24 protein-coding genes and 1 pseudogene are annotated in these 26,845 nt (G+C 63.8%); 12 read left to right on the top strand and 13 right to left on the bottom strand.

Annotated elements, in window-relative coordinates; all coding sequences use genetic code 11:
• Window positions 1-276: 276 nt before the first annotated feature.
• From CK221_RS25575 to CK221_RS25565, 3 genes are all read right to left on the bottom strand, one after another.
• Complete coding sequence (locus CK221_RS25575; protein ID WP_095779711.1) at window positions 277-1,095, bottom strand: SH3 domain-containing protein; 819 nt, start codon at window positions 1,093-1,095, stop codon at window positions 277-279.
• A gap of 99 nt (window positions 1,096-1,194) precedes the next feature.
• Entirely contained in the window at window positions 1,195-1,404 is a 210-nt protein-coding gene (locus CK221_RS25570) for a hypothetical protein (protein ID WP_245430745.1), read from the bottom strand.
• 70 nt (window positions 1,405-1,474) lie between these two features.
• Window positions 1,475-1,831 carry a helix-turn-helix transcriptional regulator gene (locus tag CK221_RS25565; protein WP_066994564.1) on the bottom strand — a complete coding sequence of 119 codons (357 nt, stop codon included), beginning with the start codon at window positions 1,829-1,831 and terminating at the stop codon, window positions 1,475-1,477.
• Between the two features lie 191 nt (window positions 1,832-2,022).
• Here CK221_RS25565 and CK221_RS25560 point away from each other — a divergent pair, with 191 nt between their 5' ends.
• The gene (locus CK221_RS25560; protein ID WP_095779710.1) at window positions 2,023-3,201 is read left to right on the top strand and encodes an MFS transporter; all 1,179 of its coding nucleotides are present in this window, start codon (window positions 2,023-2,025) and stop codon (window positions 3,199-3,201) included.
• Between the two features lie 29 nt (window positions 3,202-3,230).
• On the opposite strand, the pseudogene CK221_RS25555 reads toward CK221_RS25560, so the two are convergent.
• A pseudogene (locus CK221_RS25555) lies at window positions 3,231-3,829 on the bottom strand (LysE family translocator).
• 100 nt (window positions 3,830-3,929) lie between these two features.
• Here CK221_RS25555 and CK221_RS25550 point away from each other — a divergent pair.
• A complete protein-coding gene (locus tag CK221_RS25550; protein ID WP_095779709.1) occupies window positions 3,930-4,793 on the top strand; it encodes a LysR substrate-binding domain-containing protein in 864 nt (287 codons plus the stop codon).
• Window positions 4,794-4,843: 50 nt separating this feature from the next.
• Here the strand turns inward: CK221_RS25550 and CK221_RS25545 are convergent, their stop codons facing one another.
• The 3 genes from CK221_RS25545 to CK221_RS25535 all read right to left on the bottom strand — a co-directional run bounded on the left by CK221_RS25545 (window position 4,844) and on the right by CK221_RS25535 (window position 7,829).
• Window positions 4,844-5,494, bottom strand: coding sequence for a dihydrofolate reductase family protein (locus CK221_RS25545; protein WP_095779708.1), 651 nt, complete (start codon window positions 5,492-5,494; stop codon window positions 4,844-4,846).
• Window positions 5,495-5,591: 97 nt separating this feature from the next.
• Window positions 5,592-6,434, bottom strand: a complete 843-nt coding sequence (locus tag CK221_RS25540) for a protein-L-isoaspartate O-methyltransferase (protein WP_095779707.1) — start codon at window positions 6,432-6,434, stop codon at window positions 5,592-5,594.
• A 45-nt stretch (window positions 6,435-6,479) separates the two neighbouring features.
• Window positions 6,480-7,829 (bottom strand): Nramp family divalent metal transporter, encoded by a 1,350-nt coding sequence (locus CK221_RS25535; RefSeq protein WP_095779706.1) that lies wholly within the window; start codon window positions 7,827-7,829, stop codon window positions 6,480-6,482.
• 227 nt (window positions 7,830-8,056) lie between these two features.
• Here CK221_RS25535 and mntR point away from each other — a divergent pair, with 227 nt between their 5' ends.
• The 3 genes from mntR (at window position 8,057) to CK221_RS25520 (ending at window position 11,207) form a co-directional block, all read left to right on the top strand.
• Entirely contained in the window at window positions 8,057-8,509 is a 453-nt protein-coding gene (mntR, locus tag CK221_RS25530) for a manganese-binding transcriptional regulator MntR (RefSeq protein WP_066994948.1), read from the top strand.
• Window positions 8,510-8,876: 367 nt separating this feature from the next.
• Window positions 8,877-9,794 (top strand): neutral zinc metallopeptidase, encoded by a 918-nt coding sequence (locus tag CK221_RS25525; RefSeq protein WP_067326758.1) that lies wholly within the window; start codon window positions 8,877-8,879, stop codon window positions 9,792-9,794.
• A gap of 144 nt (window positions 9,795-9,938) precedes the next feature.
• The gene (locus tag CK221_RS25520) at window positions 9,939-11,207 is read left to right on the top strand and encodes a TCR/Tet family MFS transporter (RefSeq protein ID WP_095779705.1); all 1,269 of its coding nucleotides are present in this window, start codon (window positions 9,939-9,941) and stop codon (window positions 11,205-11,207) included.
• A 6-nt stretch (window positions 11,208-11,213) separates the two neighbouring features.
• On the opposite strand, the gene CK221_RS25515 is transcribed toward CK221_RS25520, so the two are convergent.
• Together CK221_RS25515 and carA are read right to left on the bottom strand one after the other, a co-directional pair.
• Complete coding sequence (locus CK221_RS25515; protein ID WP_066994590.1) at window positions 11,214-11,597, bottom strand: helix-turn-helix transcriptional regulator; 384 nt, start codon at window positions 11,595-11,597, stop codon at window positions 11,214-11,216.
• A 323-nt stretch (window positions 11,598-11,920) separates the two neighbouring features.
• On the bottom strand, window positions 11,921-13,120 hold the full coding sequence (gene carA, locus CK221_RS25505) for a glutamine-hydrolyzing carbamoyl-phosphate synthase small subunit (RefSeq protein ID WP_066994593.1): 1,200 nt from the start codon (window positions 13,118-13,120) through the stop codon (window positions 11,921-11,923).
• 270 nt (window positions 13,121-13,390) lie between these two features.
• On the opposite strand from carA, the gene CK221_RS25500 reads away from it, so the two are divergent.
• Window positions 13,391-13,840, top strand: a complete 450-nt coding sequence (locus tag CK221_RS25500; RefSeq protein WP_095779703.1) for a GatB/YqeY domain-containing protein — start codon at window positions 13,391-13,393, stop codon at window positions 13,838-13,840.
• Window positions 13,841-13,849: 9 nt separating this feature from the next.
• On the opposite strand, the gene CK221_RS25495 is transcribed toward CK221_RS25500, so the two are convergent.
• Window positions 13,850-14,839, bottom strand: a complete 990-nt coding sequence (locus CK221_RS25495; protein ID WP_095779702.1) for a hypothetical protein — start codon at window positions 14,837-14,839, stop codon at window positions 13,850-13,852.
• Between the two features lie 294 nt (window positions 14,840-15,133).
• Between CK221_RS25495 and CK221_RS25490 the strand changes: the two genes are divergently transcribed.
• Window positions 15,134-15,844 (top strand): DNA helicase, encoded by a 711-nt coding sequence (locus CK221_RS25490; RefSeq protein WP_066994597.1) that lies wholly within the window; start codon window positions 15,134-15,136, stop codon window positions 15,842-15,844.
• A 52-nt stretch (window positions 15,845-15,896) separates the two neighbouring features.
• Window positions 15,897-16,454: a GNAT family N-acetyltransferase gene (locus CK221_RS25485; RefSeq protein ID WP_066994598.1), complete on the top strand. Its 558-nt coding sequence runs from the start codon at window positions 15,897-15,899 to the stop codon at window positions 16,452-16,454.
• Between the two features lie 27 nt (window positions 16,455-16,481).
• On the opposite strand, the gene CK221_RS25480 is transcribed toward CK221_RS25485, so the two are convergent.
• Window positions 16,482-16,865, bottom strand: a complete 384-nt coding sequence (locus CK221_RS25480) for a DUF983 domain-containing protein (RefSeq protein ID WP_170950368.1) — start codon at window positions 16,863-16,865, stop codon at window positions 16,482-16,484.
• Between the two features lie 111 nt (window positions 16,866-16,976).
• On the opposite strand from CK221_RS25480, the gene CK221_RS25475 reads away from it, so the two are divergent.
• Window positions 16,977-18,353 carry a PLP-dependent aminotransferase family protein gene (locus tag CK221_RS25475; protein ID WP_179295203.1) on the top strand — a complete coding sequence of 459 codons (1,377 nt, stop codon included), beginning with the start codon at window positions 16,977-16,979 and terminating at the stop codon, window positions 18,351-18,353.
• A gap of 25 nt (window positions 18,354-18,378) precedes the next feature.
• On the opposite strand, the gene CK221_RS25470 is transcribed toward CK221_RS25475, so the two are convergent.
• Together CK221_RS25470 and CK221_RS25465 are read right to left on the bottom strand one after the other, a co-directional pair.
• Window positions 18,379-19,560, bottom strand: coding sequence for an MFS transporter (locus CK221_RS25470; RefSeq protein ID WP_095779700.1), 1,182 nt, complete (start codon window positions 19,558-19,560; stop codon window positions 18,379-18,381).
• 256 nt (window positions 19,561-19,816) lie between these two features.
• Window positions 19,817-21,481 carry a Na/Pi cotransporter family protein gene (locus tag CK221_RS25465; RefSeq protein ID WP_095779699.1) on the bottom strand — a complete coding sequence of 555 codons (1,665 nt, stop codon included), beginning with the start codon at window positions 21,479-21,481 and terminating at the stop codon, window positions 19,817-19,819.
• A 362-nt stretch (window positions 21,482-21,843) separates the two neighbouring features.
• On the opposite strand from CK221_RS25465, the gene CK221_RS25460 reads away from it, so the two are divergent.
• From CK221_RS25460 to rpoD, 3 genes are all read left to right on the top strand, one after another.
• Window positions 21,844-22,206, top strand: a complete 363-nt coding sequence (locus tag CK221_RS25460) for an RcnB family protein (RefSeq protein WP_066994606.1) — start codon at window positions 21,844-21,846, stop codon at window positions 22,204-22,206.
• A gap of 138 nt (window positions 22,207-22,344) precedes the next feature.
• The gene (gene dnaG, locus CK221_RS25455) at window positions 22,345-24,297 is read left to right on the top strand and encodes a DNA primase (RefSeq protein WP_095779698.1); all 1,953 of its coding nucleotides are present in this window, start codon (window positions 22,345-22,347) and stop codon (window positions 24,295-24,297) included.
• A gap of 421 nt (window positions 24,298-24,718) precedes the next feature.
• Entirely contained in the window at window positions 24,719-26,749 is a 2,031-nt protein-coding gene (gene rpoD / locus CK221_RS25450) for an RNA polymerase sigma factor RpoD (protein WP_066994612.1), read from the top strand.
• Window positions 26,750-26,845: the final 96 nt, after the last annotated feature.

Raw genomic sequence — 26,845 nt, 5'->3', positions numbered from 1 at the left:
CGAACTGCTTGCAGGATCGACAAAACAAGCCGCACTCGGGCCTCCTCTGCTACGAGAAAGCCTCTCAAGAATCCTTCTTTTGCGGCTTGGCAATAGCCAATCAACTTATCTGCGATTCCCCTGCCTCGAGGGGGGAGATTGGACGTCACGACTGCTTTCGCCAATTTTCGACGGTGAAGAAAAAGCGAGGCGCCAAAACAGCCGATGTCCCCCCAAGTGGGGGAGATGTCCGGCAGGACAGAGGGGGGGCGCTGTCCCGCCGGCGTCTTCAGCCTGTCAATTCCCCAGGGCCAGCTGATCCGTGATCTCAAAGCGCTCCGAAACGCCGATGCGGATCATGTTCAAGCTGCCTTCGCGGGTGAAGCGGAATTCGTCGGAGGAGTCCGAGCCGGCCGGCTTGCCGTCATGGAAGTGGATGATGCGCGTGCCGCCGTCCGGCCAGGTCACGGTCACGACGCTGTCGCCGGCCTCATGTGCGACGCTGATCTGGCAGCGGGTCATCGGCTGGCCGATCCGGCGCGCGCAGGGGATGCCGCCGGCGGCGTCTGGGGCAGGGGTGTCGGACTCCGTGATTGCCGAGGCGGCGAAGGCGAGGGCGTAAGCGTCCTGCATGGCGATCGCGCTGATATCGGCCGCGGATGGCGGAGCGGCCGGCTCGCTGCGGCCCAGGCGCGCGGCGATGTCCGGCTGCGGTTCTTCAGAGGGCTCGGGCGCGTTCGCTTCCTGTGGCGGGCCGGCGTCAGTTGCCGGCACGGCTGCATCCTCGGGCGCCGGGGCCGGGTTGTTCGGGCTGAGATAGCGGGCCGGCGCCCATCCAGTGATGTGCGCGTCCTGCGTGTCCTCGACCTTGCACCAGGGATAGTTTTTGACGGTTTTGCAGCCGTAGTTCTTCACGGCTGCGCCGTTGGGCAGGCGCGCCGCGATCTTTCCATCCGGGGAGGCGGTGGTGCGGATGTTGAGGAGATCGTCCGGGGCGAGGCCGCCGATGATCGAAATGATCGTGGCTGGCGCGTCCTGGGCCAAAGCCGGCACGGCGGCCAGCAGCAAAGGTGCGGCGATCAGCAATGTCGATCGGAGCGTGACTTTGCGCTTCATGCTTAAATGCACTGCAATCCTGGCGTTTCCGCTCAATCAAATATGAACTTCGTTCAACCCTGGATATGAGCTGGGCTCAATCCTGAATATGAGCTTCGCTCAATCTAGATATGAGCTGCGCTCAATCTTTGTAAATCCGGTCCGCGGCGCGTGCGCCCATTCCGGCCGTCCCGCTGCTTCGGCCTGCTTTGCGGCAGCTTCATGGTCGTAGGCGATGGCGATCGCCTCGCAGCGGCCGGAGGCATCCAGCTCGACGATGCCGTAGCGCGCATGCCGGCTGCCCTGCTCGGAGACATGCGCCGGCTGCATATTGTCGGAATAGGCGGGGCAGCCGACGCCAGCACCTTGCCATGGATATCGGCCAGAAGCGCAATGCGCATCAGGCGTCGATCTCGGCGTCGGCGGTGCCGACCGCTGGAAGCGCCTTGTCCTCGCCGGCGGCCGCGATCACGCTGTCGAGCAGGCCGGGGAAGCGCTTGTCGAGGTCGTCGCGGCGCAGGGTGATCAGCCGGCTGGTGCCGACCGCTTCGGTGCGCGTCACGCCCGCCTCGCGCAGCTTGGCGAGGTGGTAGCTGAGGTTGGTCTTGGAGGCGAGGTCGAGGAACTTGCCGCAGTTCATCGGCACGCCTTCCTTGCTGGCCAGAAAGCGCACGATGGCCAGCCGGGTCGGGTCGCCGAGCACGGCAAGCACGATCGGCAGGCTGATCTGATCGGCGGTCGGATGGGGCAAGGTCATGGCTGAGAATTAAGCGCAAACGGAACGAACTTCAACGCGTCTCCGCTTCTTGCTTGGTTACACAGCTTCCCGGTTTCTACGCCGTCCTGACACAGGGCTGTCAGCAGGGTTCGGCTAATTTGCCCGAGCTCCGTTGACATCATGCCCCTTCAGGTCCAATTGTTCAATAACTTTTGAACAAAGGATATCCCATGGACAAGCGGATCTTCTGGCTTGCGCTCGGATCGTTTGCGATCTCGACCGAAGGCTTCGTCATCTCCAGCCTTCTTCCCGATATCGCCGCGGATGCCGGCATCTCCGTTCCGCTCGCCGGCTCGCTGATCACCGCTTTCGCGCTCGCCTATGCGATCGGCGCGCCGATCCTGGCGACGCTGACCGGCGAGTGGGACCGGCGGCGCGTCATCCTGTGGACGCTGGTGTTCTTCGTCATCGGCAATATCGTCGCGGCGCTAAGCTCGTCATTCGAATTGCTGCTCCTAGCACGCATCGTCATGGCGCTATCGTCCGGCCTGTTCGCGGCAACCGCGCAAGGCACCGCCGTGGCGCTGGTCGACGACCATCACAGGGCCCGCGCCATCGCGGTCGTGGTCGGCGGCACCACGGTGGCGGTCGCGGTCGGCGCGCCGCTCGGCGCGCTGGTGGCGGCGATTGCCGGCTGGCGCGGCACCTTCTTCGCCATTGCCGGCCTCGGCGCGCTTGCCGGGGCGATCCTGTGGTGGCGGCTGCCGCGCGGCATTGTCGGCACCAGGCTGCCGCTCAAGGCGCGGCTCGCGGCGGCGGTCCGTCCCGGCGTGTTGCCGATCCTGGTCACAACCGTGCTGGCGCTGGTCGGCGCCTTCACCGTCTTTGCCTTCATCGCGCCTCTGGCGATCGAGGGCGGCGGGCTGAGTCCGCTGGCGCTTCCCGGCATGCTGCTCGCCTTCGGCGTTGGCGCCGTCATCGGCAACATCGCCGGCGGCCAGGCGGCGGACCGTTTCGGCGCGGCGCGCACGGTTTGCTGGTCGCTGGGGCTGAGCGCAGCGATGCTCGTCACCTTGTCGCTGATCCCGACCTTCCTGCCGCATTCGATCGCCGGGCCGGCGCTGATGGGCATGATGGTGCCGTGGGGCATCGTCGGCTGGGCCTTCCCGCCGGCGCAGGCGAGCCGGATCATCAAAATAGCGCCTGATGCCGCCCCGATCGTGCTCTCGCTCAACGCCTCGGCGCTCTATTTCGGCGTCGCGCTCGGCGCGGTGGTCGGCGGTGCGGTGCTGCGTTTCGGCGCGCCGGCCGATCTCGGGCTGGTCGCGGCGGTATTCCCGATCGGCGGGCTGGGTGTGGTGCTCGCGGGTCGCGCGCTCACTCGCCCGGTCGCCATGCCGGCGGAATAGACTTCGCAAACCTGAAGGACTTGCCGGCCTCAGGCTGGCCGCCACATCTGCAGGATGGAGGCGGCCAGCAGCAGGCCAAGCACGATGTTGAGCGCGCGCCATTGCCGCTCGGTTCGGAGCAAACGTGCCAGCAGCGTGCCGGCTACGCACCAGAGCGACAGCGAGACGGCCGCGGCAAGGCCGAACACGGCGCCGAGCAGCAATGCCAACTGCAAGGGGCCGTCGGCAAGCGCCGCGAAGGAAGCGGCCGCACCCAGGCCCATTGCCCAACCCTTGGGATTCATCCACTGAATGCCGGCGCCGCGAAGAAGCTGTTCGGCCTGGCCATGCTCACGTCGAGCTTGGGCGGGCCGCTGCGGCCGATCCTGATCGCCAGCCAGATCAGATAGAGCGAGCCGGCGATCTTCATCGCAAGCTGGAGCGAGGGGACGGCGGCGATCAGCCCGGCCAGGCCGGCAGCACCCGCCGCCGCTACCGACGCCAGTCCCGCGGCGCTGCCGGCCATCAGCGGCACCGATCGGCGAAAGCCGAACTGCGCCCCGGATGCCGTCGACAGCGTCGTGGCGATGCCGGGCGTCGAGGTCGAGATCAACGCGAACAGGACAAGGGGGATGATGGTTTCGGACATCCAAAGCCTCCACGGTGGAAGGAGCCTGCATGTTAGGCGCTGGGCGCTATCAGTAAATGCAATGTTGGATATGGTCTGCATTAGTGATTATAATGCAGCGATGTTCCGCGATCTCGACACCACACTTGTCCGCACCTTCGTGACGACGGCCGACAAAGCCAGCATGACGGCCGCGGCCAACGCCCTCAATCTGACCCAGGGCGCCGTCAGCCAGCAGATCAAGCGGCTGGAGGAGATCCTTGGCCAGATGTTGTTCGAGCGCGACCGCCGCGGCTTGAGACTGACGCGTTCGGGCGAACGGCTGCTCGACAAGGGCCGGCGTCTCTTGCGGCTCAATGACGAGATCCTGGCGGAGATAAGCGGCAAGGCGGTCGCCGGCGGGGTGCGGATCGGCGTGCCCTACGATCTTGTCGGCACATTGCTGCAACCTGTTTTGAAAACCTACGCCGAAGCCTATCCGCAGGTGGAGATTTTGCTGGTCTGCGCCTCTTCGCCGGAACTCGCGGCGGCGCTGGCGGCAGGGACGATCGACCTTGCCGTCATCGAGGAGCGGGCCGGTCCGACGGCCGGCGAGTGCCTACTGGTCGACCGGCTGGTGTGGGTCGGCGCCAAAGGCGGCTCCGCGCGCCTGAAGCGGCCTTTGCCGGTCTCCATGGTCGCGGATACCTGCGCCTTCCGTCCGGCGGTGCTGGCGGCGCTCGGCACGCATGGGCTCGATTGGCGCACCGTGTTCGAGAACGGCAACATCGACGCAACGACCGCAACGGTACGGTCGGACCTTGCGGTGACCACCTGGCTCGCCTCGACGGTTCCGGCCGACCTCGACATCCTGTCCGCCGACTTACCGGCGCTGCCGAATTTTTCCGTCAACCTGCACCTGCCGAAGCATGCGGTCACGCCGACGGCAGAGGCATTCGCCACTCATATCCGCGAGGGTCTGGTGCGGCATCGCCAGGCAGCGTGAGCGACACTTTTCGTTCCTCGCCCCCGGTTTGGGGGCGAGGAACCTTGGCGCTACTTCCAGTTCTTGCGCCGTTCGAGCTCGGCTTCGGAAGGCTGCTCTGTCGCAAAAGATCCGGTCTTGACGTCGCCGCCACGTTCATAGGTCGCCATGATGACACCCGTGCTGGTGGTTTGCGACTTGATGAGCTTGAAGGCGGCGGGCATCGCGTCATCGCCGAACAGCCGCTTGCCCTTGCCCAGCAACAGCGGGAAGATCATCAACCGGATCTCGTCGATCAGCCCATTGGCGAGCAGGGTCTGGATCAGATTGCCCGAACCCTGGATGAGCAGATCGGGTCCGTCTTCCTGCTTGAGCTGTCTGAGCCTGGCAACGACATCTGGTCCAAGCGGCTGCGTGTTCTGCCAGGTCAGGCTATCCGGCCGATGCGTCGCGACATATTTGGTCGCCGGGTTGAAGGCATCTGCTATCGGATCTTTCTGATACGGCCAATACGCGGCGAAGATGTCATAGGTTCTGCGGCCGAGCAGCAGGGCGAAGGGCTTGGAGAACAATTCGTCCATTGCCTCCCCCGCCACCTCGTCAAAGTAATGGAAGGTCCAGCCGCCGAATTGAAAGCCGCCGACCGGGTCTTCTTCCGGGCCGCCCGGAGCCTGCATGACGCCGTCGAGGCTGACGAATGTGGCGGCGATGATCTTGCGCATCTGTCTTCTCCCTTTTCGTGATCCGCGCCGTCGCGGCCGGATTTCGGCCTAAGGACGGGCGACGAGCCTGCGTTCCGACACAGACTCCCGCAGATTTCTATCGTTCGCTGTCGGCGCGCATGGCGCGGGACGAGAACCAGACATCGCCGAACACGGCAGTGGCGGTTCGATCGGGCGCCTTGTCCTCACTCAGCCAGATCGAGCGCGTGCGGCTGGCGCGTTCGCGGGTTGGCACTCTTGCGTCCGGGCCGGCGAGGGAGGCGCCGACGCAAGGGATGAACCAGGAACCCATGAAGGGCCGGCAGGCGAACCCCGCCTGCATGCGGGTGACCAGCACGGCGAGGCCGATACGCTGCGCCGGCCGCCAGGGGAAGATCAGCCGGCCGCCGGGCCTGAGCGCCCTCAGCCACGCAGGGGGCGGGGCAATGACGGCAGCATTGACATAGATGATGTCGGAGGGCGGCAGCGGGCCGGCGACAGCGTCGCCGGCAACGACCTCGACATTGCCATAGGCCGCGAGGTTCACCTTGGCTTGCGCGGCGAGATCCGCTTCGATCTCGAAGGCGGTGACGCTGCCGCCGGGCTCGACCAGCCTTGCCAGCAGCGCGGTATAGTAGCCGGTACCGGCGCCGATATGGGTGACGGCTTCGCCGGGTTTCGGTTCGACCTTGCCGATCCACATGGCGTGCAGAACCGGTTCGCCGTTGTTGATGCCCTTGTCGGCATCGAGCACCACCAGCACGTTCTGGTAGATGTAGCTTGGATCGGCAGTCGGGGTTTTGAACGCTCCGTCGCCGGCAAAGACTGTCCAAGGTCCAGGGCCGAGAAAGGCCTCGCGCGGCACGGAGGCGAACGCCTCCTCGATGCGGGGATCGGCGGAGCGCGCATGCGCGGCCATCAGTTTGGCGTAGAATTTTCGGGCGTCGTCCGAAACGGTCATGCTTTCAGAAGATAGCGCGGCCGGCCGGGATGTCGCGGCTCGAACTCAGCCGGCAAAAGTGTCGAAGAGCAGCTTGAAGTTGAGCACCAGGATGATCGCCGCGACTACCCAGGCGAGTGCGGCGACGCCGCGCGAGATGACGAAACTGCCCATCTTCTTCTTATCCGAGACGAACTGCACCAGCGGCACAACGGCGAAGGGCAACTGCATCGACAGGATGACCTGGCTGAAGACCAGGAGCTGGGCCGTGCCCTTTTCGCCGTAGAGCGCGGTGACGATCACGACGGGGACGATGGCAAGGCCGCGCGTCAGCAGGCGGCGCGCCCATTGCGGAATGCGCAGACGCAGGAAGCCTTCCATCACGATCTGGCCGGCAAGCGTGGCGGTGACCGTCGAGTTGAGCCCGGAGGCGAGCAGCGCGACCGCGAACAGGATCGAGGCAATGCTCAAGCCCAACAGCGGCGACAGCAATTCGAAAGCCTGACCGATCTCGGCGACATCCTGGTGCCCGGTGCCGTGGAAGGCCACTGCCGCGACGATCAGGATGGACGCGTTGACGAACAGTGCCAGGATCAGCACGATGGTCGAATCCGTGGTCGCCCACTTGATGGCATCGCGCTTGCCTGCATCGGTGCGCTCATAGGCGCGGGTCTGCACGATCGAGGAGTGCAGGTAGAGATTGTGCGGCATCACGGTGGCGCCGATGATGCCGATGGCGATGTAGAGCATCGTCGGGTTGGTGACGATCTGGGACGACGGCACGAACATCGAATGCAGGATTGTGCCTGCGGGCGGGGCGGCGACGAAGATCTGGATGGCGAAGCAGCCAAAGATGATGATCAGGAGCGCGACGACGAACGCCTCGAGATAACGGAAGCCCCTGTTCATGAGCAGCAGCACAAGGAAGGCGTCGAGTGCGGTGAGCACGGCGCCGCCGATCAGCGGAATGCCGAACAGGAGCTGCAGCGCAATCGCCGTGCCGATCACCTCGGCGAGGTCGCAGGCGATGATCGCCAGTTCGCAGGCGATCCAGAGCAGGAAATTTACCGGACGCGGATAATAGGCGCGGCAGGCCTGCGCGAGGTCGCGGCCGGTGGCGATGCCGAGGCGGGCGGCCAGGGCCTGCAACAGGATCGCCATCAGGTTCGACAGCATGATGATGAAAAGCAGCGTGTAGCCGAACTGGGCGCCGCCGGCGAGGTCTGTCGCCCAGTTGCCCGGGTCCATATAGCCGACCGAGACCATATAGCCGGGACCCATGAAGGCGAACAGGCGGCGGAACCAGAGACCGGTGTCGGGCACCCTGATCGAGGCATTGACCTCGCGCAGACTGGGCTGCTCAGTCTCATCGGAGCGGGCAAATTGCCACGAGGGACGGGACACTGCTTCTGACATCGGGGGGTCCGCTGGAAGGGTATCGAGGATCGCCACTATGTATGCTAAGGCTGAACATTATGCAACAGGCTATACTTCATTGTTCAAGCTCTTGTGATGCAAGCCGACAGGCGCCGCGTGCAGCAGCAAACGCCGGGTTGCGCCGACCCGGGAATGCAAATAAACGGCCAGAGCACTACGGTCCGTGCTATGAGTGCGGAGCCGATTCAGCCATGAAGGAGCGCGTATTGGCTCTGAGGAACAGACCAGTTCGACGCGAAAAGCCGCTTCCTGATGCCGAAATCCATTCGGAAGGGTTCAGGCAGACCCGCGAAGCGCGCCGCAGCGCGCTTGTCGAGGACTATGTCGAGCTGATCGCCGATCTGATCGAGGACGGAAACGAGGCCCGTCAGGTCGATATCGCGGCCAGGCTTGGCGTCGCGCAACCCACCGTGGCAAAAATGCTGACACGGCTCTGCGCCGATGGGCTGGTGTCCAGGAAACCCTATCGCGGGGTGTTTCTCACGGACGCCGGTCGCAAGGTGGCGCAGGAGAGCCGCATCCGTCACGAGACTGTCGAAGCCTTCCTGCGCTCGCTCGGTGTCAGCGCCGAGACGGCACGGATCGATGCCGAGGGCATCGAGCACCATGTCAGCGCCGAGACGCTGGATGCATTTCGCAGGGCGATGACGACACGCTGAGCCCCGCCAGCGTTAAACTTCCCGACCGACGAGTCGCTGGAACCGCCGAACGGTACGCACGTTGCTCCTGACGTTGCGCGATGATCGCGTGGAAGGGAGGAAGCGACGGGCGTTGAACAGGCACGGACCACGAAGGGCTAGCAAGCGGCCAACGGGTTGAGACAGGCGGCGGCTCGTGACGAGCGCAAAGACCGAGGCCGAAACCGGTCGAAACAAAAGCTCTGAATTCTCCTCCCATCTGGAGCCGGACGCGCGGTCTTTTGGTCAGCAAAAATGCTGTGACTCGGCGTGACCGTTGCGATAATTGTCTGAAGGGGGCGGTCTTAGGCCGGACCTTCCAGAACATCTGCATTGCGAGGAAGTTGCCATGCTTTGGAGAGGCCGCCGTCAGAGCGACAATATCGAGGACGAGCGCAGCGACAGCGGCGGCGGGTTCGGCGGTGGCGGTCCGCGGCAGTTCCGCGTTCCGATCGGGGGGCGAGCGGGCGGCGGCGGCAGCATCATCTTCGTCATTCTGGTGGTTCTCGCCGGATGGTATTTCGGCTTCGATCCATCGCAGATCCTGGGTGAAGGTGGTGGCCTTGTGCCGGGCGGCGGCGGCCAGATTACCGAAGACAGCAGTTCGCCGGACAGCGGCGCGCCCGCCTCGGACGAGATGAAACAGTTCGTGGCGACCGTGCTCGCCGAGACCGAGGACACATGGAGCGGTATCTTCAAGGCCAATGGCCTCACCTACGAGGACCCGAAACTGGTGCTGTTCAGCAGCCAGATCCGGTCGGCTTGCGGCTTTGCCTCTTCGGCGGCGGGACCGTTCTATTGCCCGGGCGATCACAAGGTCTATCTCGACATGACCTTCTTCCAGCAGCTCGACCAGCAGTTCGGCGCCTCGGGTGAATTCGCCCGCGCCTACGTGATCGCGCATGAGGTCGGCCATCACGTGCAGAACCTCACCGGCATCATGTCGAAATTCAACCAGATGCGGCAGGGCATGGGCGAGGCTGAGGCCAATCAGATGTCGGTCCGGGTCGAGCTTCAGGCAGACTGCTTCGCCGGTGTCTGGGCGCACTATACCGCGCAGAAGGGCATTCTGGAGCAGGGCGACATGGAAAGCGCGCTGAATGCCGCCAAGCAGATCGGCGACGACACGCTGCAGAAAAAAATGCAAGGCTATGTGGTTCCGGAAAGCTTCAACCACGGCACGTCGGCGCAGCGGCAGACCTGGCTGGCGCGCGGCTACAAGAGCGGCAAGCTTTCGGACTGCGATACGTTCAACAATCCGGTCTGAACAGCGACGCAGGGCTGCGGCACCGCGGCGGGCTGCCGGGAACTGATGTCAGGATGAGGCAGTTGCGGTCGTTCGCTTATTGTTCCGGCCGGCTGGCTCGCCTATAAGAGCCTCCCGTCCAAGGCGGCCGAGGAGCTTGTCACCATGATCGACCCCAAGACCGCCAAGCGGGGCCTTGCGCTCGTTTTCACGACGCTGCTGCTCGACGTCATCGGCTTCGGCATCATCATGCCGGTGCTGCCGGCCTATCTGCAGGAGCTGACCGGCGCCGGCGTAAGCGAGGCGGCTATCGAGGGCGGCTGGCTGTTCTTCGTCTATGCGGCGATGCAGTTCTTCTTCGCGCCTGTCATCGGCGGCTTAAGCGACCGTTTCGGGCGGCGGCCGATCCTGCTTGCCTCGGTGCTCACCTTCTCCATCGACAATCTGATCTGCGCCATCGCCTGGTCCTATCCGATGCTGTTCATCGGACGCGTGCTCGCCGGCATTTCGGGCGCCAGCTATTCGACGACGTCGGCCTTCATCGCCGACATCTCGAACGACGAGAACAGGGCCAAGAATTTCGGCCTGCTCGGCATTGCCTTCGGCGTCGGATTCGTCATCGGCCCGGTGCTCGGCGGACTGCTCGGCACATTCGGGCCGCGCGTGCCGTTCTACTTCGCCGCCGGGCTCGCCTTCCTGAACTTCCTCATCGCGATGTTCTTGCTGCCGGAGACGCTGGACGAGCAGCATCGACGCCGCTTCGAATGGAAACGCGCCAATCCGGTCGGCACGCTGATCCAGATGCGCAACTATCCCGGCATTGGCTGGATCGGGCTGGTCTTCTTCCTGATGACGCTCGGCCACATGATGTATCCGGCGGTCTGGTCCTTCGTTTCAAGCTACCGTTATGGCTGGAATGAGCAGCAGATCGGCTTCTCGCTCGGCGCCTTCGGCCTATGCGGCGCGATCGTCATGGCGACGGTGCTGCCGCGTGTCATCCCGAAGCTCGGCGAGTGGAGGACGGCGGCGATCGGCCTTACCTTCACCGCGCTCAGCGCCTTCGGCTACGCGTTTGCGACGCAGGGCTGGATGATCTACGCGGTGATCGTCGCCGGCTGCCTGGAAGCGCTCGCCGACCCGCCATTGAGGAGCCTTGCGGCCGCCAAGGTGCCGCCTTCGGCGCAAGGCGAATTGCAGGGCGCGATGACCTCGATCTTCTCGATCACCTCGATCATCACGCCGCTGCTTTATACGGCGATCTTTTCCTGGTTCACCGGCCCAAGCGCGCCGGTTGAGTTCGGCGGCGCGCCCTATGTGCTCGGCGCGGTTTTCCTCACATTGGCGGTGATCGTCTTCGTGACGAAGGTGGCCAAGCCGACACCGAAGGAGGTCGAGCGCATGCACGCGCAGGAAGCGGCGACCGACGCGGCCTGAGAACGACTAAGGCTCGATCCATTCTCCGGGGATATCGAGCGCCTTCGCCAGCATTGCGCTGGTCTGCTCAGACGGCTTACGGCGATTGGATTCGAGGTCCGATAGGAAACCCTGGCTGACACCGATCGCCGCAGCCAGTTCGGCTTGGGTGAGCTTTCGCCAGTTGCGCAGCGCCTTTAGTCGACTGGAGCCGCGCAAGACATCCATGGTCACGTCCGCCGGTAGCGTCCTTTCGGTTTTGAGGTCGGCTTTTCGCTCGTCATAGATGGCGACATCCGCAGCATCTTCGAGAGCCTCCTCGGCGGCATGCAGCAACGCCTCGTAATCCGCCTTGGGGATCACGACCAATTCCTCGCCGGTTGAGGTTTTGATGATTTGCGGGGCATTCATGACACTTGTCCCGTTATGACCTGCTGTAGGTTGTTGTCTCGCGTTTTCCTATGTAGATAGCTAGGATAGTAGCGCGATCCTCGTCGAATATAACTCGGTAGCGACCGATCCGCAGCCTGTAGCCATCTCTGCCAGCCAAGCGCTTTACATCTCCTCGACCGCTTATCGCGTAATCTACCAAGCCCTCGGATACTTGGTTCCGAACGTCAGCGGGTAGATTGTCGAGATCACGAGCCGCGGCCGCCGAGAGGATGATAGTCTTCACCGGATATCGCCGCTCTTATTTTTATTTCGGCGATATTATAGCTAACACACAGGGCGTGTCAACGTTCTGCCAGCGCTTCCTCGCCGCGCCGCTCGCGGATGAGATTGACGAAGCGGCGGAAGAGATAGTGCGAATCCTGCGGGCCGGGCGAGGCCTCGGGATGGTGCTGGACCGAGAACACCGGCCGGCCGGTCAGCGCGATGCCGCAATTCGAGCCGTCGAACAGCGAGACATGGGTTTCCTCGACGCCTTCGGGCAGCGAGTCGGCGTCGACGGCGAAGCCATGGTTCATCGAGACGATCTCGACCTTGCCGGTTGTGTGGTCCTTGACCGGATGGTTGGCGCCGTGATGGCCCTGATGCATCTTCTCGGTCTTGCCGCCGAGCGCCAGCGCCAGCATCTGGTGGCCGAGACAGATGCCGAACACCGGGAGATCGGTTTTCAGCAGGTTCTGGATGACCGGCACGGCATATTCGCCCGTCGCTTCCGGATCGCCGGGGCCATTGGACAGGAAGATGCCGTCCGGCTGTATGGCTAGGATCTCTTCCGCGCCGGTCTTGGCCGGCACGACGGTGACCTTGGCGCCGAGGCCCGCGAGCAGGCGCAGGATGTTTCGCTTGACGCCATAGTCGATGGCCACGACATGCAGCGACGGCTCGTCCTGCTCGCCGAAGCCTTTGTTCCAGGCCCAGGGCGTCTCGCGCCAGACCGAGGATTGACCCGAGGTGACCTCCTTGGCGAGGTCCAGCCCGATAAGGCCCGACCAGGCGGCGGCGCGCCGCTTCAGGTCGTCGAGGTCGAAAACGCCATCCGGTGCATGGGCGATGACGGCATTGGGCATGCCTTTCTCGCGGATCAGCACGGTGAGAGCGCGAGTGTCGATCCCCGAAAGCGCGACGATGCCGCGCCTCTTCAGCCATTGATCGAGATGCCCGGCTGCCCGGTAATTGGAGGGGTCGGTGACATTGGCCTTGAAGATCGCGCCGACGGCGCCCGCGCGGGCAGCCGGATGCAAATCCTCGATATCCTCGCTGTTGGTGCCGACATTGCCGATATGCGGGAAGGTGAAGGTGACGATCTGGCCGGCATAGGAGGGGTCGGTAAGGATCTCCTCGTACCCGGTCAGGGCGGTGTTGAAGCAGACTTCGGCGACCGCCGATCCGGTGGCGCCGAGGCCGCGGCCTTCGATCACCGTGCCGTCGGCGAGCACCAGAAGGGCGGTCGGCTTTTCGGTGGCCCAAGGGGCGGTCGTGGCCATGGCGGCACTCCTAGAGGCTGCTTCCGGACCATTCCGTTGGAGGGACGATCCGCGCAGCAAACGACGCGCGGCGGCGAATTCGCGAGCCTGCGCGCAACCAAAGTTTCAGTTCATGCGAGGCTCAGTACATAGGGGATAGCGCCAAAGCGGTCAATGACGCTTCCTCCGAGCGGAATCGATTTGTTTAGCCGAGCAAAATCAATGGTTTGCGGCGATTTGCCTTGAGCGTCCGGCGAAGCTATTGTCCGCCGCGATCGAAGGAGAAGCATCATGCGCGAGAAAATCGCCGAATCCATGAAGAGCGCGATGAAGGCGCAGGACAAGCATCGGCTGCCGACGCTCAGGCTGATCCAGGCCGCCATCCACGACCGCGACATCGCCAATCGCGGCGCGGGCAAGCCGGCGGCGAGCGAGGAAGAGATCCTGCAGATCCTTTCCAAGATGGTGAAGCAGCGCGAAGAATCGGCCAAAGCCTTCGAGGACGGCAAGCGGCCGGAACTGGCGGCGCAGGAGCGCGGCGAGATGGAGATCATCCGCGAGTTCCTGCCGGCACAGCTCGACGATGTGGCGATCACGGCGGCGGCGCGCGAGGCGATCGCGGCGACGGGTGCCGCCAGCCAGAAGGACATGGGCAAGGTGATCGGCGCGCTGAAGCAGAAATATGCCGGCCAGATGGATTTCGCCAAGGCGAGCGCCATAATCAAGGGGCTGCTCCAGTAGAAGACCGGCTCAGTTCTTGCAGATCGGCACCGGCTGCGGCGGCGGTGCCGGATGGTCTTTCTTGTACAGCGCGATTATCGGCTCGAGGGTCTTCTTCGGCCAGAACTTCGGAGAGCCGATTTCCTTCAGGCAGGATGCGTTCCAATAGACGCCCGCAGCCGACAGCGCTTGGCCGGCGGCCTTTGCGCGCGCCACAGCGGCGATGTCGCGCGATTCAGGATAGATGTAGAGCGTGGTCGGGTTGTTCTTCACCAACGGGATGATCTGCTCGGCATCGGCCGGCGACCAGCTGGTGCAGCCATTGCTGCGGCCGCCGGCATAATTCACCAGCTTGCCGAACGGGACGAAGCCGTCATGGTCGGCGTAGGAGCTGTTCGGATCTTTCCGCAGGCACATGCCCCTGAGCAAGGCTGCCGGATGGCCGCCGATCACGCGCTGCCTGGCGTTCGCCGCTTCGCCTTCGCCATCGAACTGGATGAAGGTACGCATGAACACCGCGTTCTGCGCACCGACGCGATAATAGCCCTTGAAGGACGTCTTGGTCTCGGCGGTCATGTAGGCTCCGCCTGCCGTCAGCTCCGAGTCCACCGCGTTGCCGAAGTTTTTCGCGCAACGCCTGCCATTGGAGAAATCGGCAACGCCTTTGAGATTGCGACCGCCGCCATGGCCCGAAGAAACCGCTCGAAAGAGCTGCTTGGCCTCGCAGATGATATAGTAGCGTTGGCCAAGCACACTGTTGCCCAGGTCGCCGGGCCGCGTTGCATCCATGGCGAAGTAGCAGGGGTTGCTGACCGAACCTTCACTGACCTTCTTCTGGTAAAGGGCGCGCGCCCGCTCCAGCACGACCTGCGAGATCTGACCTTCGTTGTCGCCGACATGGCGCTGCAGCCAGTCCGGAATGTTCGATGGGCGCAACGCCGCGAACGAGCCGACCGATGCCGTCAGAGCGGCGAGGACGAAGAGGACGGCGGCACCAAGCGGAACAGATATCAACCGCACCGGATTAATCCCCCCTCGAACTGGTATCGCTTGTGGTGAATCACCTGCGCCAATCATAAGAGCATAGCGCCGATGGGCGAAACACTTCTTGTGTCTAGTGCGATCTGCCGAAGCTGGCGCATCTGCGATTTTCGACAGGCAAGAAGTTGGCTACTATCTGATTCCGGCGCGCCCACGCCTCCTCCCTCCGTTGGGAAAGCATTGTTCATGCAGGGCATTCGATCGCTAAACCGACTGTTCGAGCATCGGCATAAGGAGGGATTGCGAAGACTGCTCGCAATAGGAGGTTTTTTGATGCGGCTTTCCGCACCCGTCTATCATCTGAAGCGCCAGGCGAGGTTGCTGTCGCGCAAGGAAAATGTTCCCCTTCATGAGGCGCTTGACCGCATGGCCTTCAAGGAAGGCTTTGGCAGCTGGAGCCTGCTTGCGGCGAAAGCCGCCGAGGCCGCACCCGCCGGGAGGCTGCTGGCGCAACTGATACCCGGCGACATGGTCCTCGTTGCGGCCCGGCCGGGTCAGGGCAAGACGCTGATGAGCCTCGAACTCGCCGTGGCGGCCATGAAGCAGGGCAGTCGCGCCGTATTCTTCACCCTGGAATACATGCATGCCGATATCCTCGACCGGTTCCGCGACATCGGCGTCGACCCTGCCGTTTTCGACCATCTGTTCGAGTTCGACAATTCCGACGCCATCAGCGCCGCCTACATCATCGAGGCGTTGGGGTCGGCGCCGCGCGGCACGCTGGCGGTGATCGACTATCTGCAACTGCTCGACCAGAAGCGCGAAGATCCCGAGCTCATGGTCCAGATACGCGCCTTAAGATCATTTGCCCGGGAACGCGGGCTGGTGCTGGTCTTCATCTCCCAGGTCGACCGGTCATACGATGCGTCCAGGAAGCCTTTTCCCGACCTTGACGATGTCCGGCTGCCGAACCCACTCGATTTATCGCTCTTCGACAAGATGTGCTTCCTCAACAAGGGCGAAATCCGCTTTCAGTCAGCTTGAGGGCGATCCTGACCGGGGCTATGCCTGCCGATCTCGCAAAGGACACGGCTTCATGGTCGAACTCGTCAAACCAGCGCTCGAGCATCTGCCATCCTACAAGGCGGCGCTGGAGCGCGGCTGGTCGCCGGACAATGTGCGGCTGCTGGAGGCTACGCGCGAGCAGCTCGAGGCCATTGAAGAAGATCCGGTGGCATTTCTCGCCGACCTGGACGACCCCGAGGCGAAAGGGTCGCCGATTGCGCTGCCGGACGGCACGACAGTGCCGCGTCTGCCGGGCTTCCGGCGCTGGATCTGGGACGGCGAGGCCGCCGGCTCGATCGGGCTTCGCTGGCAGAAGGGCACGTCGGCGCTGCCGCCGCACGTGCTCGGCCACATCGGCTATGCCGTGATGCCATGGAAGAAGGGGCGCGGCTATGCCACCGAAGCGCTGCGGCTGATGCTTCACGAGGCAAGGGCGGTCGGTCTCGACTATGTCGAGATCACCACGGATCTCGACAATCTTGCATCCCAGAAGGTGGTGCTCGCCAATGGCGGCATTCTCGTCGGGCGGTTCGCCAAAGTCGCCGCCTATGGTGGCGCGGAGAGCCTCAAGTACCGGATCGACCTTTAGGTCTCAAGGCAAGCGAACTTGAGAACCTTATTCGCCGGGCCTGGCCAGTCTTCCTTCTGCGGCCTTGTAGTAGAACTGGCTCGCGACAAGCCAGCCTTTCAGCGGCCTGAGCGGCGGAATGCAGGTCGCAAGGATGATCGGCACCGAAACGAAGGCGTGGAACCACATGGATGGCTCGAACGTCACCTGCGCCCAGACGGCGAACAGGACGGAGGGCACGCAGGCAAAGCAGATGACGAAGAAGGCGGGTCCGTCGGCCGGATCGGCAAAAGAATAGTTGAGCCCGCAGACTTCGCATTTCGGCGCCAGCTTCAGAAATCCGTCGAACAGCCGGCCCTCTCCGCAACGCGGGCATCGCCCGCGGATGCCGACCCGCCAGGGTTCGAGGTGGGGATAGTGCGCGTCGTGCATGGTCATCACTCCAGGACCTCGCATGCATTCGATCGGCCTTGAGGTCACGCATACATACTAATATGATTATTGTATGCATACAATGCGACAAAATGTATGGATACCGGTGGCATGAACAGTGAAGGGGACCTCAGCTGGCTTTCTCCCTTGGCGGAAGACTCACGACCGCTCTATCTCAAGATCGTCGAGGCGCTTGCGGCTGCCCGCTCGATCGGGCGGCTGCAACCGGGGGACAGGCTGCCGCCGCAGCGAGAGCTTGCCCGCTTCCTTGGCGTGGATCTGACCACGGTCACCCGGGCGTTCACCGAAGCCCGCCGCAGGAACCTGATCGATGCAACGACCGGTCGCGGCACCTTCGTCACCCCCGGCGAGCCGGAAGAGCCGATCCTCGATCTGAGCATGAACATTCCGCCGGCGCCTTCGGGCCTCAGCCTGCCGGCATTGATCCGGAGTGGCATCGAGGGACTGCTCAAACGTTCCAGCGCCGAAGCACTGCTTTCCTACCATCCCGGCCCGGGTTCTCCCGCCGAACGCGCCGCTGGCTCGTTTTGGCTTGCCACAGCCGGCGACAGGTTGCCTGTCGAGCGCGTTGCTGTTGGTTCGGGGGCGCAGGCGCTGCTCGCCGCCGTCCTTCTGTCGCAAACCCGCGAGGGCGATACGATCCTCACGGACGCGCTGACCTATCCCGGCCTGATCGAGCTGGCGCAGGCCACGGGGCGAAAGCTGGCTGGGGCGGGCCGCGACGATGACGGCATGCGCCCCGACTATCTGGAGGAAGCGGCGCGACGATACGGCGCCCGCGTTCTCTATCTCAACGCGACACTTCACAATCCGACCACGCTCACCATGCCGGCGGGCCGGCGCCGGGACCTGGTTCGGATGGCGGGCAGGCTTGGCCTGGTGATCGTCGAGGACGATCCCTACAGTCCACTGCAGACCACTTCACCGCCAGCCTTCCTCAGCCTGGCGCCGGAGCGGACATTCCATGTGGCTACATTGGCGAAATGCATCTCGCCATTTCTGCGCACGGCGTTCCTGGCGGCGCCTGACGTGAAATCCGTCGAGCGGATCGCGGCGACAATCCGGGGCACCACCATGATGGCGCCGCCGCTGATGACGGGGCTCGCCTGCGAGTGGGTGCGAAGCGGCCTGGCCGGCGAGATCACCGCCGCGGTGCGTGCCGAAGCAGAGGCCAGGCAGACGATCGCGCGCAAGATCCTGCCGGCCGGTTTCGCCTCGACGGAATCAAGCCTGCATCTTTGGTATCCGCTGGATGCGCGATTGCGTTCATCGGATATCGCCGAGATCGCACGCCGTCGCGGATTGGCCCTCAGCCCGGCGGAAGAGTTCTCCGTCGTGCCCAGTGCCGCTGATGGCTTGCGGCTGGCGTTGGGTGCCGCATCCAGCCACGAAAGGCTGGAGGAGGGGCTTCACAGTTTGGTGTCGATCCTGTCGGGCGGCTCTGGCTCCTTGCGTCCTCACGTCTGAGGCGGCAGAGCGGCACGCCAAGGCTCTATTCCGCCGCAGCCGGCAACGGCGGCGTCGCCCGGCTGCGCCATTCCCAAGCCTGCGAGGCAAGCGCGACCGCCAGGGCCACCAGCATGGCAAGCGCGCCGGCGACCGGCAGGCTGCGATAGCCAAGACCGGCATTGAGCATCGCAGCGCCCAGCGAGGCAGCGAGCGCGATGCCGACATTGAAGCCCGAGGGAATCAGCGACGAGGCAAGGTTCGAGGCGTCTGCCGTCCAGGCCAGGATCCGGGTCTGGATCGGCGCGCCGATGGCGAAGTTGAGGCCGCCCCATATGACGATCGCGACGATCATCGGCACCGGGTAGGGACCGACCGCATAGATGACGCCAAGCATTACCGCCTGCAGGAAAAGCATGGCGATCAGCGACGGCATCAGCTTCCAGTCGGCAAGCTTGCCGCCCAAGAGAACGCCGATCGTCGCGCCGACGCCGTTGAGCAGCAGCACAAGCGGGATCAGGCTTTCGTGGAGGCCGGTGACTTCGAGCAGCGTCGGCGTGATGTAGGTGAAGAGGCCGAACTGGCCGATCATCAACATCAGCATCAGGATGAGCGAGGTCCAGACCTGCTGGCGCCCCAACACGCGCACCTCGCGCGCGAGGCCGGCGGGCCGGTTGGCGGCGCCTGCCGTGCGGGGCAGCAGCGCAAGCATGGCAACGATCGCCACGACGCCCAGCGCGCACATCACCCAGAAGGTCGCCCGCCAGCCCCAGAGACCGCCGATCGCGGTGCCGGCCGGAACGCCGATAACGTTGGAGACGGTCAATCCAGAGAGGATGACCGCGACCGCCCGGCCGCGCTGGTCCTCGCGCACCAGGCCGACCGCGACCACCATGGCGACGCCGAAATAGCAGCCATGCGCCACTGCAGTGGCAATGCGCAGGAGAAGCATCGAGGTGAAATCGGGCGCCAGCGCGCAAGCGGCCTGGCCAAGAGTGAAGGCAATGGTCAGGGCGATGAGCAGCGACTTTCGCGAGACCCTGCTGGTTGCGAGCGCCAGGAGCGGACCACCAACGGCGATGCCGCAGGCATAGCCGGAGACGAGATAGCCGGCGGTGGGCACGGAAACACTCAGACCCTGCGCTACCTCCGGCAGCACGCCGGCGATGACGAATTCAGTCGTGCCGAAAGCGAAGGCGGCAATGAACAGGGCAATGAGGGGCAGCATGGCGCGGACAGTGATCCTGAATGAGCTGGCCTCAAATCACGGATGGACGCTACGGGCAATGCAGAAATTGTCGATGCCGCTTTAGGTTTTCTTGACCGGGTTGGGCAGTGGTCTCGACTGGCCCTCTTCGTGCCGTACGGGCGCTCAGTCGGAGCCGTCATCAATCTCACCGTCACCTAGCCGACGGATGCGAGGATTGAACGAAGGCTAATTGTGTGCGGGCCGGTCGGTCGATGCTAGCTCGCCTTCAGCGATGCTAGCTCGCCTTCAGCCGCGAGCCGCCGAGCAGCCCGCGCTCCTCCAGCACCGGGTAGGCCATGGAGGCGAGCAGCGAATTGATCTGCTTGAGGTCGCGGATGGTGTCGAGATGGATCGAACTGGTCTCGACGCTTTTCGCTGTCCCGTCGCGCAGCCGCACGAAGTGGCTGGCGCTGGTCTCTTTCTCGCGCTCGCGCAGCAGGTCCTTCTCGAGCACCAACTGGCGGGCGGTTTCCGGGTCGCGCGAGACCAGCACGTTGAAGGCAAGCCGCGCATTGGCCAGAACCGAGGCATGGAAAGCGCAAAGCTCGCGCCAGCCCTCGGGCGTGAATTCCAGCCCGCGCTCCAGCTTCTTCCTGACATGCACAAGCATGTTGCGCACGATGATGTCGCCGACCTGCTCCAGCTTAACGCAGGCGCCGATCAGTTCCTGGCAGCGCAGCGCCTCGTCCTCGCTCAGGGGGTTCTTGGTGACCTTGGCCAGATAGAGCTTGATCGCGGCGTGCTTCTGGTCGACCCGGTCGTCGAGCGCGGCCAGCGCCTTGATCTTGCCGGCGTCGGCGCTTTCATAGAGCTCGATGATCCGCTTCAGCATGATCTCGACCGTCTCGCAGACCCGGACCACCTCGCGCGTGGCGTTGGCCAAGGCCTGGCTTGGCGTGTCGAGCGCGCTCTCGTTCAGCGCCGACAGTTCGACCACGTCGAGCGCTGCCGCCGGTTCGGGCTTAGTACCGAGCGCCACGATCTTCTGCGAAGCGCGATAGACGAGGCCGGCGAGCGGCAGCCCGGCAAGCAGGATGATCACGTTGAACAGGATATGGGCGTTGACGATCTGGCCGGAGGCCGTCGTGCCGAGGAAGGAGAAGTGCGGCCTGAAAATCATGAACAGGATCAGCATCACGAGCGAGCCAAGCCCGCGCATCAGAAGATTGCCGATCGGCACGATGCGGACTTCCGCCGCTGCCGAGCGGGTGAGCATCGGCGCGATGATCGAGGAACCGAGATTGACGCCCAGGATCAGGACGACGCCGAGCTCCGGAGTGATCAAACCCCGGCCGGCGAGCGTGGCCATGAGCAGGACCGCCGCGATGCTCGACTGGAACAGCCAGGTGATCAGTGCCGCCAGCAGGTAGGAGCTGATCGCATCGCCGGAGAAGTAGTCGATGATGACCGGCATGAGCTGGCTGTCGCGCAACGGCTCGGAAGCTTGGCCGATCATCTCCAGCGACAGGATCAGAAGGCCGATGCCGACAAGGATGCGGCCGGTCTGACGCCAATCGCGGCGCTCGGTGGCCATGAACATGATGGTTCCTGCGACCAGGCACAACGGCACCACGAGCGACAGATCAAAGGTAAGAAGCTTCGCGACCAAGGCCGAGCCGATCTCGGCGCCGCGCACGGCAAGCTGCCCGGCGGCGCCCGACACGATGCCGGCGCCGGCGAAGGAGCCGACCAGCAGCGTGACGGCGGTTGAACTCTGCAGCGCGATCGCGAGGCCACAGCCGGCCAGCACCGCCATCAGCGGCTTGCGCATGGTGGCGCGCAGCCTGTGACGCAGCACATCGCCATAGGCGCGCTCGACACCGGTTTTTACCATGCGGGTGGCGAACAGCATCAGCGCCACTGCGCCGGCAAGGTGCAGAAGGACAACGGATCCGCTCATGCCGAGCCTCGCAACGAGGCGGCCAGGAAGCGGAAAAAGGTGCGAATCGCAAGCATTTCGAAGGTCGAGACTAAAGCAGTTTACATTAGCCGGATAATAAATTTTACCCGATTCGGCCGACATTCGGCACACGACGGCCTGTGTCGGAAATGGATAGAAGGTGCTTTGGTTGCAGATCGCGGTCGGACAGGCGGCAAATGTCGCGTCGACGCGAAGCCTGGGCTTGAACCGGTTTCTGTAAATTGGTGAAGCTGCTTGCGTAACCAACGGAATTCATTACGGAATTGTAACCAGGGTGTTCAGTTTCGGTTCATGCCAGCCGGAATATCTCCCTGCCTATCGACAACCAAGGAGCACTGACCATGAAGCGTCTCATACTTTCCACCGTGACCGCCGCGATGCTGACCGCTTCGGCCTTTTCGGGCCAGGCGGCGCCGCTCGTTCAGCCGAGCGAGACGCAATCGACCTACACACAGGTCGACTGGCAGAAGCCGGGCCGGCATGTCGAGAAGCGCGTCGTGAAGAAGAAGGTCGTGGTGAAGCGCAGCCATTGGCGCAATGGGCAGAAGTATTCCAGCTGGAAGCGCCATCAGGCGGTTCGCGACTGGCACCGTTATGGGCTGCGCCGTCCCGGCCCCGGCCAGGAGTGGATTCGCGTCGGCAACGACTACCTTTTGGTCAGCATCGTCTCCGGTATCATCTTCGGCGCGATCGCCGCGCACTGAGCGGGGAATGGTCCGAAAGGCGGGAAGGCGGCCGCGCGGCCGCCTTCTTTTTGTCTGTGAAAAGCGGGTACGATCGGGCTTATCGAGTCGTCGCGCCCAAGCGGCTTGATTATATGGAGGGTAAACGAGCCTTTCCCGATGCGCTTTCCACCCGCCTTCCTCGACGAGATACGCGACCGCGTGCCGATTTCTTCGGTGATCGGTCAACGCGTTTCCTGGGATAGGAAGAAGTCCAACGCATCGCGCGGCGATTATTGGGCGTGCTGCCCGTTTCACGGCGAAAAGAGCCCGTCGTTCCACTGCGAGGACAAGAAGGGGCGCTATCACTGTTTCGGCTGTTCGGTCTCGGGTGATCATTTCAAGTTCCTGACCGAGCTCGACGGCATGAGCTTTCCCGAAGCGGTCGAAAGGATCGCAGAGATGGCCGGCGTGCCGGTGCCGGTGCGCGACGCCCAAGAAGAAAAGCGCGAGAAGGAACGCGCCAGCCTGACCGACGTCATGGAGATGGCGACGGTCTTCTTCCAGGAGCGCCTGCAGGGACCGGAAGGCGCCAAGGCCCGCGCCTATCTGCGCGACCGCGGTCTGACGCCGGCGACGCAGCAGTCCTTCCGGCTCGGCTATGCGCCGGACAGCCGCAACGCGCTCAAGGAATACCTCGCCGCCAAGGGGGTGCCGAAGGCCGATATCGAAGCCTGCGGACTGGTCCGGCATGGCGACGACATCCCGGTCTCCTATGACTGGTTCCGCGACCGCATCATGTTCCCGATCCCGGATTCGCGCGGCAGGATCATCGCCTTCGGCGGTCGGGCGCTGGCGCCGGACGCTTTGGCGAAATACATGAACTCGCCGGAGACCGAGCTCTTCCACAAGGGCAACGTGCTCTACAATTTCGCCCGCGCCCGCAAAGCGGTGGCCAAGGGCGGCACGGTGATCGCCGTCGAAGGCTATATGGACGTGATCGCGCTGGCACAGGCCGGCTTCGAGAATGCCGTGGCGCCTCTCGGCACGGCGCTTACCGAAAACCAGCTCGAGCTTTTGTGGCGCATGGCCGGCGAGCCGGTGCTTTGCTTCGACGGCGACCAGGCCGGGCTGAAGGCCGCCTGGCGCGCCGCCGACCTCGCCCTGCCGGCGATCCAGCCCGGGCGCTCGGCACGCTTCGCGCTGCTGCCCGAAGGCAAGGACCCCGACGATCTGGTCAAAGCGGATGGGCCGGACGCGTTCCGCGCGGTGCTTTCGGAAGCGCGGCCGCTCGCCGATCTTCTGTGGATGCGCGAGACGGCCGGCGGCGTGTTCGATACGCCGGAGCGGCGGGCGGAGCTCGAGAAGACGCTGCGCGAGCTTACCGGCCGCATCCGCGACGAAAGCCTGCGCTACCACTATCAGCAGGAGATGCGCGAGCGCGTCCTAAGCTTCTTCGGCTCGCAGCGCGGCGCGCGGCAAGGCCTACACGGGGGACGCCAGGACGGCCGGCCAGGCGAGCGCGGCAGAGGTTCGGCGCCTGGCGGGGCGTTTGGCCGGAGCGCTGCGGGCGCGCGCACCGCCATCACCGAAAGCCTCGGCCGCTCGGCGCTGGTCAAGCGCACGGGCGAGGCCATGTCGGTACGCGAGGCGACGATCATCGTGGCGCTGGTCAACCATCCGCCGCTGATCGACGAGAATTTCGCGCATGTCGAATTCCTCGATCTTGCCAATTCGGATCTCAGGCGGCTGCATGCAGCCATCCTCGACGCGATGGCGCATGACGCGGCCGACGACCGCGACGCAGTCATCGCCACCATCGAGCGCGCCGGATGCGGCGACATCTGGGAACGCGCGGTGGCGTTGATCAAGCGGGCGCGGCAGTGGCCGGCGCTCGAAACCGCGGGACTTGACGATGCCCGGGACGCCTTCAACCAAGCGCTGCACTTGCAGCGTAGCGCGCGCACCTTACATAGGGAGCTGAAACAGGCGCAGGCGGCGCTCGATGCAGACCCGTCGGACGAAAACTTCCGGCATCTCGTCGAGATTCAAGCGCAATTCAACGATGTACAGGCAACGGAAGCGCTGATCGAAGGGTTCGGCGTTTCGTCGGGCAGGGCTGGGCGCGCTTAGGCCCAGGTCGGCCCGAAATGAAGTGGAAATGCTCAAGGCGCGTCGATTCGACGCCTCTAAGTCGGGCAATTGATTCGCTTTTTTCATGCGAATCATGCCAGAGGCGCTTGACCTTCTGGCAGATTGGCGGAATCAGGACGATTCGAAACGTTAACCGTGCCCGGCGTCGGTGGGAAATTTTGAGCGATGTAAGGTTCTGGCGACTGGACAGGCAAAAGGCCTGCCACAGATACCAGGGTTAATCTGGACTTAATGCATGTCGCCCAAAAGTGGAACCGGTTTTGGGGCAACGACAGGCAGCAAACAAAAGAGATGATGCGGTCACTGGCCCGGTAAGAAGCGTTCTGGGGCGAGCGCATCCGGTTTGACCGGTCCGGCAGTTTACGCGGCTTCGATTACGGCCGCTTGGAGACGACAAAGAATGGCGACAAAGGAAAAGGAAGAGGTCGAGACCGAACGTGAAGGCGCCACCGATGGCCCGCTGCTCGACCTTTCCGATGATGCTGTCAAGAAGATGATCAAGGCCGCCAAGAAGCGCGGCTATGTGACCATGGACGAACTGAACTCGGTGCTGCCCTCGGAGGAAGTGACATCCGAGCAGATCGAGGACACGATGGCCATGCTGTCCGACATGGGCATCAACGTCGTCGAGGACGACGAGCAGGGCGAGGAGGCGGAAGGCGGCGACGCGGGCGCCGACTCCGAGGAAGACGCTAACGAGCTTGCCGAGCAGACCGGCACCGCCGTTGCCACCACGACCACCAAGAAAGAGCCGACCGACCGCACCGACGATCCGGTGCGCATGTATCTGCGCGAGATGGGCTCGGTCGAGCTCCTGTCGCGCGAGGGCGAAATCGCGATCGCCAAGCGCATCGAGGCCGGCCGCGAGACGATGATCGCGGGCCTATGCGAGAGCCCGCTCACCTTCCAGGCGATCATCATCTGGCGCGACGAGCTAAACGAATCGAAGATCCTGCTGCGCGAGATCATCGACCTCGAGGCGACCTATGCCGGCCCCGAGGCCAAGCAGGCGCCGGTCGTCGAACGCGTCGAGGAAGCGCCCAAGGCCGAAGAGAAGCCGCGCGGCCGCTCGGCGGCGCGCGAGGAAGAAGACGACATCACCAATGTCGGCGGCGACACGCGCGGGCTGGAAGAAGAGGAAGACGACGAGGACGAGGCAAGCCTGTCGCTGGCCGCGATGGAAGCGGAATTGCGCCCGCAGGTGATGGAGACGCTCGACGTCATCGCCGATACTTACAAGAAGCTTCGCAAGCTGCAGGACCAGCAGGTCGAGAACCGGCTGGCGGCTGCCGGCACGCTTTCGCCCAGCCAGGATCGCCGGCTGAAGGAGCTCAAGGAGCAGCTCATCAAGGCGGTGAAGTCGCTGTCGCTCAATACCGCGCGCATCGAGGCGCTGGTCGAGCAGCTCTACGACATCAACAAGCGCCTGGTGCAGAACGAGGGCAAGCTGCTTCGGCTCGCCGAAAGCTACGGCGTGCGCCGCGAGGAGTTCCTCAAGGAGTATCAGGGCTCGGAGCTCGATCCGAACTGGACCCGCTCGATTGCGAATCTCACCTCGCGCGGCTGGAAGGAATTCACCAAGAACGAGAAGGACGCGATCAAGGAACTGCGCGCCGAGATCCAGAACCTCGCCACCGAGACGGCGATCTCGATTCTGGAATTCCGCAGGATCGTCAACCAGGTGCAGAAGGGCGAGCGCGAGGCCGCGATCGCCAAGAAGGAAATGGTGGAAGCGAACCTTCGGCTCGTCATCTCCATCGCCAAGAAATACACCAATCGCGGCCTGCAGTTCCTGGACCTGATCCAGGAAGGCAATATCGGCCTGATGAAGGCAGTCGACAAATTCGAGTATCGCCGCGGCTACAAGTTCTCGACCTACGCGACATGGTGGATCCGGCAGGCGATCACCCGCTCGATCGCCGATCAGGCGCGCACCATTCGTATTCCGGTGCACATGATCGAGACGATCAACAAGATCGTCCGTACCTCGCGCCAGATGCTGCATGAGATCGGCCGCGAGCCGACGCCGGAAGAGCTGGCAGAGAAGCTCGCAATGCCGCTCGAAAAAGTGCGCAAGGTGCTGAAAATCGCCAAGGAGCCGATCTCGCTCGAAACCCCGGTCGGCGACGAGGAGGATTCGCATCTCGGCGACTTCATCGAGGACAAGATGGCGATCCTGCCGATCGACGCGGCGATCCAGGCCAATCTGCGCGAGACGACCACGCGCGTGCTGGCTTCGCTCACCCCGCGCGAGGAGCGTGTTCTGCGCATGCGCTTCGGCATCGGAATGAACACCGACCACACGCTGGAAGAGGTCGGCCAGCAGTTCTCGGTGACACGCGAGCGTATCCGTCAGATCGAGGCCAAGGCGCTGCGCAAGCTCAAGCACCCGAGCCGCTCGCGGAAGCTGAGAAGCTTCCTGGACAGCTGAGCGGAAACGCAACATACGAAAAAGGGCGCCTCGGCGTCCTTTTTCATTTCCTGTCATTTGTTATGCCGCCTTGCCGGGCTTGCTCAACAGGAGGAT

It is taken from the genome of Mesorhizobium sp. WSM3868 (genome assembly GCF_002294785.1).
Classification (GTDB): Bacteria; Pseudomonadota; Alphaproteobacteria; order Rhizobiales; family Rhizobiaceae; genus Mesorhizobium.
This window is presented reverse-complemented; position numbering and strand designations above follow the sequence as displayed.